Raw genomic sequence first — 4,650 nt, 5'->3', positions numbered from 1 at the left:
GACGCGGCTTCCCCCCTCGCTTGCGCACCTTCGGCGCTTGGAGGGAGGACGCACCCTACGCCTGGCCAAGCCAGTTCCGTGGGTGCCCTGGCCTATAAACGCCTCTCAATCGAAAACAATCTCCGCCTGGCGCTCGTGCGCCTGGGCCATCCAGCTTGCCAGCGCAGCGTCGGTGGGGAAGAACAGCGAGCGGTCGTCCAGTTGCAACTCGCACTGCGCGCCCGGGCGCAGCACGCGCAGCCGCACCGGCAGCCCGCGCACCAGATCGCCCTGCTCGGTCTGCTCGCGCCGGGGAGGGAACTCGCGCACGATCTCGGACACGGCGGGCGCCTGCCCGTTGACGGCCACGCGCAGGTACTTGCCGAAGCGGCAACGTGCCGCCGGCAGATCCCAGATGTGCTGAATTTTCAGCCGCAGGCCACCCGAGAAGCGGTCGGGCTGGGCCAGTGCCTGCACGACGATGAGCTCGTCGTCCTTGAGCGTGTTGCGGTGCTGGTTGATCAGGGCTTCGTCGGCAGTGGCCTCGATCGCGCCGCTCTTGTCATCGAGCTTGAAGATCGCCACCTTGCCGCGCTGGCCGTTGATGATGCGCAGATCACCCACGATGCCGGCCAGCAGTTGCGGTTCGCGGCTGTCGACCACGTCGCCGATGGGGGTGCGGGCAAAACGCCGCACCTCGCCCTCGACCTCGTCGAACAGGTGCCCGGAAAAATAGAAACCGATGGCGGTCTTTTCGTAGGTCAGGCGCTCTTTCACGCCCCAGGGCAGCCTGGCCACCAGGCCGGGCTCCTGGGCGCTGGAGCCGTGGTCGTCGCCCCCCAGCATGTCGAACAGGCCGCCCTGGTTGGCATTGGCCTGGGTGGTGGCGGCGTACTCGAAAGCCACGTCCACCGAGGCCAGCAGTTCGGCACGGTTGAGATGGATGCCGTCAAACGCACCAGCCTTGATGAGCGCCTCGACGGTGCGCTTGTTGATGCGGGTGCGGTCCACGCGCAGGCAGAAATTGAACAGGCTCGTGAACGGCCCGCGCTCGTGCCCGTTGTGACCCTCGCCACGCCCCTCGCGCGCCGCCACGATGGCCTCGATCGCCGCCTGGCCGGTGCCCTTGACGGCACCCAGGCCGTAGCGGATGACCTGGTTCGTGACCGGCTCAAAACGGTAACCGCCGCGGTTGACGTCGGGCGGCTCGAAGCTCATGCCCATGCGCAGCGCGTCTTCCCACAACACCTTGAGCTTGTCGGTGTTGTCCATTTCCACGGTCATGTTGGCGCAGAAGAACTCGGCCGTGTAGTGCACCTTGAGCCAGGCGGTGTGGTAGGCCAGCAGCGAGTAGGCGGCCGCGTGCGACTTGTTGAAGCCGTAGCCCGCGAACTTCTCCATCAGGTCGAAGACCTCGTCGGCCTTTTCCTGGCTGATGCCCTTCTCGGCCGCGCCCTTGCGGAAGATGACGCGGTGCTCGGCCATTTCCTCGGGCTTCTTCTTGCCCATGGCGCGGCGCAGCATGTCGGCGCCGCCGAGCGAGTAGCCGCCCAGCACCTGCGCCGTCTGCATCACCTGCTCCTGGTAGACCATGATGCCGTAGGTCTCGGCCAGCACCGGTTCGACCAGGGGGTGCGGGTACTCGACCACCTCGCGTCCGTGCTTGCGGGCCACGAAGCTGGGGATCAGGTCCATCGGGCCCGGCCGGTACAGCGCGTTCAGGGCGATCAGGTCTTCCAGCCGGCTGGGCTTGGCGTCGCGCAGCATGCCCTGCATGCCGCGGCTTTCAAACTGGAACACAGCTTCGGTCTGCCCGCGGGAGAACAGCGCGTAGACGGCCTTGTCGTCCAGCGGCACGTTGGCGTAGTCGAAGTGTTCCTGGCCCTGGTGGCGCTTCATGATGAACTCGCGCGCGATCTCCAGGATGGTGAGCGTGGCCAGGCCCAGAAAGTCGAACTTGACCAGGCCGATGGCCTCAACGTCGTCCTTGTCGAACTGGCTGACGGCCGATTCGCTGCCCGGCTGCATGTACAGCGGGCAGAAATCGGTCAGCTTGCCCGGTGCGATCAGCACACCACCGGCGTGCATGCCGATGTTGCGCGTCATGCCCTCGAGCTTCTGCGCCATCTCGATCAGGGTCCGGACGTCCTCCTCCTTCTCGATGCGCTCGGCCAGCGCCGGCTCCATCTCGATGGCGTAGTTGTTCTTGTCGCCCTCCTTTTTCGGCACCGGCGGGTACTGCAGCGTCACGCTCATGCCCGGCTTGTTGGGGATGAGCTTGGAGATGCCGTCGCAGAAGCCGTAGGAGAAGTCCATCACCCGGCCGACGTCGCGGATGGCCGCGCGCGCCGCCATGGTGCCGAAAGTGGCGATCTGACTCACCGCATCCTTGCCGTAGCGGTCCTTGACGTAGTCGATGACGCGGTCGCGGTTGGCCTGGCAGAAGTCGATGTCGAAGTCGGGCATGGACACCCGCTCCGGGTTCAGGAAGCGCTCGAACAGCAGGTTGTACTGCAGCGGGTCGAGGTCGGTGATGAGCAGCGCGTAGGCGACCAGCGAGCCGGCGCCCGACCCCCGGCCGGGGCCCACGGGACAGCCGTTTTCCTTCGCCCACTTGATGAAGTCCGACACGATCAGGAAATAGCCCGGGAAGCCCATCTTGAGGATGGTGCCGAGCTCGAATTCGAGCCGCTCCACGTAGCGCGGGCGTTGCCGTTCGCGCTCGGCCTCGTCCGGATAGAGGTGCCGCAGCCGGGCCTCCAGACCCTCGTACGACACGTGACGGAAGTACTCCTCGGTCGAGAGCTGCCGGCCATCGACCGGCGGAATGGGAAAATTCGGCAGTTGCGGCTTGCCCAGCACCAGGCTCAGGTTGCAGCGCCGGGCAATCTCCAGCGTGTTGGCCACCGCCGAGGGGATGTCGTCGAACAGCGCCGCCATCTCGGCCGCCGGCTTGAAGTACTGCTCGCGCGTGAAGCGGCGCACACGCCGCGCATTGCCCAGGATCTCGCCTTCGGCAATGCACACCCGGGCCTCGTGCGCTTCGTAGTCGTCGGCGGCAAGGAATTGCACCGGGTGCGTGGCCACCACGGGCAGGCGCAGGCGGGCGGCCAGTTGAACGGCAGCGATGACGTGGCGTTCGTCGTCGGCACGCCCCGCGCGCTGCAGCTCGATGTAGAAACGGTGCGGAAACAGGCTGGCCAGTTGCAGCGCGGCATCGGCCGCCCGGGTTTCGTCGCCCGCCAGCAGGGCCTGGCCGACAGGGCCCGCGTGAGCCCCGGACAACAGGATCAGGCCGGCACCGAGCTCCTGCAGCCACTCGCGCTTGACCAGCGGCTGCTCGCGCACCACGTTGGTGGTCCAGGCCCGCGCCAGCAGTTCACACAGGTTGAGGTAGCCCTGATGATCCTGGACCAGCAGCAGCACGCGCGGCATGGGCTGCTGGGCCGCCGGGTTGCCGGCACCCGGCAGCGGCGCGTCCGTGAAGCCCTGCAGCGCCACTTCGGCCCCCAGCACGGGTTTGACCCCGGCCCCTCGCGCTGCCCGGTAGAACTTCAGGCCACCAAACAGGTTGTGCAGATCGGTCACTGCCAGCGCGGGCTGGCCGTCGGCCGCCGCCGCATCCACCACATCGTCGATGCGTGTGGTGCCATCGACCACGGAGAATTCGGTGTGCAGGCGCAGATGGACAAACATGACCCGATGATGCCACCGTTGCGTATCGGGATGCGGGATGTTGGCCGTGCCGGGCCGGCGGCAGGTATTATCAGACCCTTTTGTCCCTGCCCCACTTCCTGTTTCCTGCTGCTCCATGGTGCCACCGCCCCTGAACGACCCTTGTGCAACCGGCGAAACAGCCTGCGATGTCCTCGTGATCGGCGGTGGCCCCGCCGGCTCGACAGCGGCCGCCCTGCTGGCCGAGCGGGGCTACCACGTGCACGTGCTCGACAAGGACCGGCACCCGCGCTTTCATATCGGCGAATCGCTGCTGCCGGCCAACCTGCCCCTGTTCGAGCGACTGGGCGTGGCCGACGACATCCGCGCCATCGGCATGCACAAGCCGGGCGCCGAGTTCGTCTCGCCCCACCACGCGCACACGCAGACCTTCATGTTCGCCGAGGCCTGGAACAAGGCACTGCCGTCGGCCTACCAGGTCAAGCGTGCCGAGTTCGACCAGGTGCTGCTGCGCAATGCGGCCCGCAAGGGCGCAGCGGTGCACGAGGGCTGCCGGGCCACCGCGGTGTCACTCGATGAACCCGATGGCGGCGTGCGCGTCACGGCGCGCCTGGACGACGGTCAGGAGCATCACTGGCGCGCCCGCTTTCTGGTCGATGCGTCGGGCCGCGACACCTTTCTGGCCAGCAAATTCCGCATCAAGGACCGCAACCCGCGCCACAGCTCGGCCGCGGTCTATGCCCACTTTCGCCATGCACGACGCCACGAGGGCGAGGCCGAAGGCAACATCACCATCTTCTGGTTCGAACACGGCTGGTTCTGGTTCATTCCCATGACCGAGGACACGACAAGCGTCGGCATGGTGACCTGGCCCTATCACATGAAGACACGCCAGGGGCGCTCGCTGGAGCGCTTCTTGATGGACAACATCGCCACCTGCGACAAATTGCAGGAGCGGCTGGCGCAGGCCGAACGCATGACCGAGGTGGAAGCGAC

2 protein-coding genes are annotated in these 4,650 nt (G+C 66.8%); one reads left to right on the top strand and one right to left on the bottom strand.

The genetic code is table 11. The features are described from left to right. Window positions 1-105 precede the first annotated feature (105 nt). Window positions 106-3,675, bottom strand: coding sequence for a DNA polymerase III subunit alpha (gene dnaE, locus PHQ87_RS10100; RefSeq protein ID WP_300233547.1), 3,570 nt, complete (start codon window positions 3,673-3,675; stop codon window positions 106-108). A gap of 115 nt (window positions 3,676-3,790) precedes the next feature. Here dnaE and PHQ87_RS10095 point away from each other — a divergent pair. Then, window positions 3,791-4,650 (top strand): NAD(P)/FAD-dependent oxidoreductase (locus PHQ87_RS10095; RefSeq protein WP_300233546.1); only part of this gene is annotated, 860 nt, incomplete at its 3' end.

The organism is Hydrogenophaga sp. (genome assembly GCF_028698005.1).
GTDB lineage: Bacteria > Pseudomonadota > Gammaproteobacteria > Burkholderiales > Burkholderiaceae_C > Hydrogenophaga.
Note: the sequence above shows the minus strand (reverse complement) of the source record. Positions and strands in the feature narration are given on the sequence as shown.